At 65.7% G+C, this 6,209-nt stretch carries 6 protein-coding genes and 1 pseudogene; 3 read left to right on the plus strand and 4 right to left on the minus strand.

The genetic code is table 11. The features are described 5' to 3' along the window. Window positions 1-58 precede the first annotated feature (58 nt). The 3 genes from JO059_RS19775 (at window position 59) to pstS (ending at window position 3,660) form a co-directional block, all read left to right on the plus strand. Window positions 59-1,117 carry a patatin-like phospholipase family protein gene (locus JO059_RS19775; RefSeq protein ID WP_293321803.1) on the plus strand — a complete coding sequence of 353 codons (1,059 nt, stop codon included), beginning with the start codon at window positions 59-61 and terminating at the stop codon, window positions 1,115-1,117. A gap of 475 nt (window positions 1,118-1,592) precedes the next feature. Beyond that, window positions 1,593-2,459 carry a DUF4436 domain-containing protein gene (locus JO059_RS19780; RefSeq protein ID WP_293321805.1) on the plus strand — a complete coding sequence of 289 codons (867 nt, stop codon included), beginning with the start codon at window positions 1,593-1,595 and terminating at the stop codon, window positions 2,457-2,459. A 109-nt stretch (window positions 2,460-2,568) separates the two neighbouring features. After that, complete coding sequence (gene pstS, locus JO059_RS19785; protein WP_293321807.1) at window positions 2,569-3,660, plus strand: phosphate ABC transporter substrate-binding protein PstS; 1,092 nt, start codon at window positions 2,569-2,571, stop codon at window positions 3,658-3,660. A gap of 106 nt (window positions 3,661-3,766) precedes the next feature. On the opposite strand, the gene JO059_RS19790 is transcribed toward pstS, so the two are convergent. From JO059_RS19790 to JO059_RS19805, 4 genes and pseudogenes are all read right to left on the minus strand, one after another. Further along, a complete protein-coding gene (locus tag JO059_RS19790; protein WP_293321809.1) occupies window positions 3,767-4,636 on the minus strand; it encodes a patatin-like phospholipase family protein in 870 nt (289 codons plus the stop codon). Between the two features lie 10 nt (window positions 4,637-4,646). Then, window positions 4,647-5,525, minus strand: coding sequence for a class II glutamine amidotransferase (locus JO059_RS19795; protein WP_293321811.1), 879 nt, complete (start codon window positions 5,523-5,525; stop codon window positions 4,647-4,649). Between the two features lie 31 nt (window positions 5,526-5,556). Beyond that, window positions 5,557-6,027 carry an SRPBCC family protein gene (locus tag JO059_RS19800; protein ID WP_293321813.1) on the minus strand — a complete coding sequence of 157 codons (471 nt, stop codon included), beginning with the start codon at window positions 6,025-6,027 and terminating at the stop codon, window positions 5,557-5,559. A 15-nt stretch (window positions 6,028-6,042) separates the two neighbouring features. After that, a pseudogene (locus tag JO059_RS19805) lies at window positions 6,043-6,209 on the minus strand (dihydrodipicolinate reductase); the annotation flags it as partial.

Raw genomic sequence — 6,209 nt, forward strand, 5'->3', positions numbered from 1 at the left:
GATGAAAAAAGTGCCGGCCCGGCCCGTGAAGCTGGCTTCCGCCGCGCAAAATGAACGCATGCCCGACCGACCTTCAGGAGCAGCGGCGCGTCGGGCGCCGCCGACTCGGGTGGCGCTGACGCTCGGCAGCGGCGGCGCCCGCGGCTACGCCCACATCGGCGTAATCGAGGCACTGGTGGCGCGCGGTTACGACATCGTCGGCATCGCCGGCTCGTCGATGGGAGCGCTGGTTGGCGGTCTGCACGCCGCGGGATGCCTCGGCGAGTTCGCCGAGTGGGCGAAGTCGCTGACACAGCGCACGATCCTGCGGCTGCTGGACCCGTCGATCAGCGCGGCCGGAGTGATGCGTGCCGAGAAGATCCTGGACGCGGTGCGCGACATCGTCGGCCCGGTCTCCATCGAGCAACTGCCCATCCCCTACACCGCGGTGGCGACCGATCTTTTGACCGGCAAGTCCGTGTGGTTTCAGCGCGGTCCCCTCGACGAGGCGATCCGGGCGTCCATCGCGATTCCGGGCGTCATCGCCCCGCACGAAGTAGACGGACGCCTGCTCGCCGACGGCGGCATCCTCGATCCGCTGCCGATGGCACCGATCGCAGCGGTCAACGCCGATGTGACGCTCGCCGTGAGCCTGAGCGGCAGCGAAGCCATCGAGCACCGCTACGCGGAGCCGGGCGCCACGGCCGAGTGGTTGAACCGCATGGTGCGCAGCACCTCCGCGCTCTTCGACATCGCGGCGGCGCGTTCGCTGCTCGACCGGCCGAGCGCACGGGCCGTGCTCAGCCGGTTCGGCGTGGACACCTGGACCGAAGACGTTGATGGGGAGCCCAGCGGCGAGGAGAGGGTCGACGACATCGGCGACCCACCCGAACTCCCGAGACTGGGCGGCTTCGAGGTGATGAATCGGACGATCGACATCGCCCAATCCGCACTGGCACGCCACACGCTGGCGGCCTACCCGCCCGACGTGCTGATCGAGGTGCCGCGTACGACGTGCCGCGCCCTGGAATTCCACCGTGCGGTCGAGGTGATCGCCGTGGGTCGGGCGCTGGCCGACCAGGCCCTGGACACCCTAGAAGCCGACCGCCCCACGGCCACCTCCGCGCTCGAGGGCTGATCCGCGCAGTGAGCAAGGAATCCGGCCAGTCACCTTCTCCGACAACGTAATCCGAGCAGGGCAGCTCGCCGACCGAAATCTCAAGTGCCAGAACGCATCCAGCACAGCCGAGGAGCGCCGACTCCAGCTGACGATCGACGTCGGCTGTCGTTGCCGGCCCAAATCCAGAATGAACTCTACGTCGGAATTCGTCGTTGCCAACGGCCGCCCGGCGGCCCCAATTGACGTCTTGGCCCGGCGCGACAAGCGGCGTCCAGGCGCGCGCTGGGCAGGTCATCAGAGACGCGCATTCCGCGAAACTTGACTGGATCGGTTATCGTGACTGACGGGCATGAGCAGGATAGCGGCGGGACATCGGGCATAAGCCTGCGGCCAAATTTCGCGTTTTTACATCTCTGCGTGGAAACACTTTCCATGCGGGTACATAAGGGGGCCTGTTGTCGGCGGATGGTTGTTGCGTGCGGAGCCGTAGCTCATGAGACTCAGCATCATCAGTGTGGTGGTCTTCATTGCCGTCTATGTCGCCTCGATCGTGTTGTATGGCACCGCGGGTTCGAACGCTCGTCATGAACTTGCTCAAGGCGAGCCAACGGCCGATGGGACGACGGTAACCATCGATGTCGAAGATCTTCAGCCGTTGAAGGGCGACCTGGTCACCGAAGTCGCCGTTTCGCCCGGACCTGCACTGCTCGACCCGCTGACCCGCGGTCTCAGGGAAGACCTCGGTATCGCGGTCACATACGGGGCAACCCCTGTCAAGCACACCTGGCCCAAGGGCCAAGTGCCCAGTGTTTTTCCAGTCACTATGGATGTTTCCGGTGACGTCTCGCAATGGCCCTTCGATCAATACCTTGCCGGGCCGATTCACGTTGTCCTCTTCCACGGCGCCGCCGAAGTACCGGAACCGGTGAAAGCGACGGTTATCGAACATGTGCCCGGCTGGACCGCGAAGGTCCTGGCCGGCGCCAAAGACAATCCGCTGGGACAGTACTCGGTGCAGCTGCACCGGACGCGTAGCGTCGCACTGTTCACCTGCATCCTGGTGGTTGTTCTCATCGCGCTTGCCGGCCTTGCCCTGGTGGTGGCCGTCCAGACGAAACGTGGCCGACGAAAGTTTCAGCCGCCGATGACAACCTGGTATGCGGCAATGCTCTTCGCGGTGGTACCGCTGCGAAACGCGTTTCCCAACGCGCCCCCGTTCGGAGCCTGGATCGATGTCGTCGTCACCGTCTGGGTGATCGTCGTGATGGTCATCTCGATGGTGCTTTACATCTTCTGCTGGTGGGAGCACCTCAGACCCGACGCCCCAGCGAAACCGGCGGAGTCAGCGTCGAGTCGCTGACGAGTGGCGCGCCGAACGCTGACCTTTCTGCTGTCAGCTCCCGCCGCGAGACACGGCTTTGCGCACGCCGAGAGGCGATCGTATTTCATCCTTAACGTGAGGAACGAGATTGAAGCTCAACCGATTTAGCACCGCGGTGAGTGTATTGGCCGCCGGGGTACTGACTTTGTCAGCGTGTGCGGGAACCACAACATCGACCGCAGGCGTAGGGAAGGTGGTGTGCGGAGGGAAGAAGGTCCTGACGGCCAGCGGAGCGACCTTCCAAGCCAAGGCGATGGACCATTTTGTCAACTCCTTCGAACGCGCCTGCCCTGGCCAGACGCTGAACTACACAGCCAGCAACTCCGGCGTGGGGATCAGGGAATTTATCAGCAAACAAACCGATTTCGGCGGGTCGGATTCGCCGTTGGACCGCAACGAGTACGCCGCGGCGGAGCAACGCTGCGGCTCGCGGGCGTGGAACCTGCCGATGGTCTTCGGCCCGCTCGCGATCGCCTACAACGTCAAGGGTCTGAGTTCGCTGAATTTGGACGGGCCGGCCGCGGCGAAAATCTTCAACGGCGCGGTGACCACCTGGAACGATCCCTCGATCCAGGCGTTGAACTCGGACGTCGCGTTGCCTGCCGAACCCATTCATGTGGTGTTCCGCAACGACGAGGCCGGCACCACCGACAACTTCCAGGAATATCTTCATGTCGCGTCCGGCGGCGCGTGGGGTAAGGGGACCGGACGTACGTTCAACGGCGGTGTCGGTGAGGGCGCCAAGGGTGACGGGGGCACCGCCGCCTCCGTCGAAAGCACTGAAGGGGCAATCACCTACGTCGCATGGTCGGTCGCCCGGGAGCATGAGCTGAACATGGCGAAGATCATCACGTCCGCCGGTCCCGATCCAGTGGCGATCAGCACCGTTTCGGTCGACGCAACGATTTCCGAAGCCTCGATGATCGGGAACAGCAACGACCTCGTGCTCGACACACTGTCGTTTTACCGACCCACAAAAACCGGCTCCTACCCGATCGTGGAGGCGACATACGAGATCGTCTGCTCGAAGTATCCCGACGCCCAGGAGGGTGCGGCGGTGAAGGCGTTCATGCAGAGCTCGATCGGCGCCGGTCAGGATGGATTGCGGGAACATGGGTACACCCCGGTCCCCGATCAGCTGAAGCAGAGACTGTCGGTTGCGGTGAACGCCATCTCGTGAACCGAGATGGTCGGGGATAATCGCACGCCCGATCAGCAGGCTGACGTCCGATTACGTTGCCCGCCTTGGCATTCGATCTTGCCTCACGCGATCGGCACGGGCCTCATCAGACACCCAGGAAACGCGCGACGGCCTCGGCTTCACGGCGACCTTGTTCGCGTCCGGCCACCGCCGAGGCGATGCGGCACCTCGGGTCCAGGGGGTTTGATCCGAATGCCGCCAACGAGTCGTCGTCGGCGAACACCGCGAACGTCGCGCCGGAGAACGCCGCGATAGCGGCAGCCGGCGCCTCGCCGAAGGGCGATGGCGCGTCGACACCGGAGGGCACCAGCACCACGGCCACGTCGCAGTCGCCGGCCACCCACAGGTTGACCGAGCTGGCGACGCCGCCGTCCATGTAGCGCCGGCCCGCGATCGTCACCGGTGGCCATGCCCCCGGCACCGCACAGCTGGCCGCGACGGCGTCGACGAGTTCGACGCCCGACTCGCGAACGAAGACGACCAGTTGGCCGGTCGCGACGTCGATCGCGGTGATCCGCAGCACCCGCTCGGGCCAGTCGTGCGATGGCAGGCGCCGCTCGATCACCCTGCGTCGCACGGGTTCGGGAACCGTCTTGGCCCTCAGTGCCACGGCGCCGATCCGCCGCAGCTGTTCTCGGGTGTTGTCCTCAGCCCCGTGGTACGGCTCGCCCAGCGCGGCAAGGAAGAGTTCGGTGATGTCGTCGATGTCGACGCCGGAATCTATTTCGGCCGAGGACTCGGCGGTTTGTCGGTCGAACAGCACATCGAGCGCGCTGCCGCTGCCGATCTGCGCGGCGACCGCCGAACCCGCCGACGTACCCACCAGCACGGCTGAGTTCAGCAACATCCGCGCCGCCTCCGGCGCTTCGTCGGCGATGCCGCGCAGAACCCCTGTCTCCCATGCGATTCCGGCTATTCCCCCGCCGGCCAGGACGAGCGCGCGTCTGCTTGCCACCTCCGGGACCTCAGACCGAGGTGTGCTGGGCCTGCCGGACCGGCGCGCTCAGGTCGCCCCGGTGCAGCAGATGCGCGGGCGGGTCGGGCAGCACCACGCTGCGGGTGATCCCCAGATCGGGCCCCACGTGGACCAGCTCTCCCGGTTCCAGCAGACGCCAGCGCGGGTCGTCGTCCATTCGTTCGCTGGCGAACACCACCGACGAGCGGGTGCACAGATGCTCCGACTGCGCGCGAATGCGCTTGGTGCGCAAGTCGAATGCGGGGTCGCGAGCTTCCTCCGGCTGGTCACAGCGCCGATCCAGAAGGTACAGCTCATGGGAATCCGGGTAGCGCAGAGCCCACATGTCGGCCGCCGTGCTCACCAGCACGTTCACCGCATAGATGGGCACATTCGCCGCGAGCCACCTCACGGCGTCGACCAGACCGGCCGTCTGGTCACCGTCACGGGCGCGGATCGAACCGGTGATGAGGGCGAAGATACGCTCGGAGTCGGTCTGGCCCAAGACCACATCGCGAGTGCCGAGCTCACGCAGCCGTTCATCGATATCGGCCAGCCCCTCGACCACGCCGTTGTGCGCGAAGATCCGGCCGTCCTGCAAGAAGGGGTGGGTATTGCGGACGTCGAGCGCCCCCGTGGTCGCATAACGAACATGGGCGACGAAGGTCGTGCCGCTCAGCCGGTGCGCCTCGGTGGCGAACCGGGAGTCCTGCCACGCCGCGATGGGTTCCTTGCGGACCTCCGGCCGGCCGTGACCGTCGAACACGCCCAGGCCGGTGCCGTCCGGGTTCCTGCGGCTTTGCGCGGCCAGGCTGTCGGGCGCATTCAGCAGCCAGAACGTCGCGGTGCAGACGTGTGTCCCGGCGTGCAACCCAAAAAGTCGGCACATGGTTCCGACGGTACCGAAGGCCCTCGCGCCGTCAGCGCGCGAGCCTTTCAGAGAGATATTTCAGCGCTCGTCGCGCGTAGCCCTTCCACACCATGCCGAACACCGGCAGCGCCGGGCCGGCCAGCCGCGATTTGGGATAAATGGTCCAGCGCCAAGTGATTTCGGTTCCGTCGCCCACCTGGTCGAAGTTCCACACGCCCGTGACGGACCCGATCAGCAGCGCCATCGGGCCTGTGATATCGGTGAGCCGGTATCCGAATGACCGCGGCGGGTCAACGCTGTTGAGTTCTTCGCGCACACTGCCGCCGGGCATGATGAGCCTGCGACTTCGGCCGGGCGCGTCCCAGTCGCCCGTCTGATCGCGCACTTCCTTGATCGGCGGGATCGGCCCGTACCAATGGCTGAAGAGTTCGGGGAGTGGTAGTTGCATCGTTTCGCGGAATGCCTTCTCGGGCGGCACTTCTACGACGCGCGATTGCGCGACGACAAGCGGCTTAACCATCGACACCCCTGTTCCTCAGCGTGTTCCTGTGCGCGCCAAGAATGCGGCGGCCCGGCCGGTGATGAGCGGCAGATCGAAGAATCTTTGCAGACCCGCCGGCGCCGCGCAGGTCGCCGGATCGCGTTGACGCAATGCGCGGCCGTCGCGACGATCCCGGGATTGCTCCGCAAGCCGGCTTGCAC

It is taken from the genome of Mycobacterium sp. (assembly GCF_019247615.1).
Lineage (GTDB): Bacteria > Actinomycetota > Actinomycetes > Mycobacteriales > Mycobacteriaceae > Mycobacterium.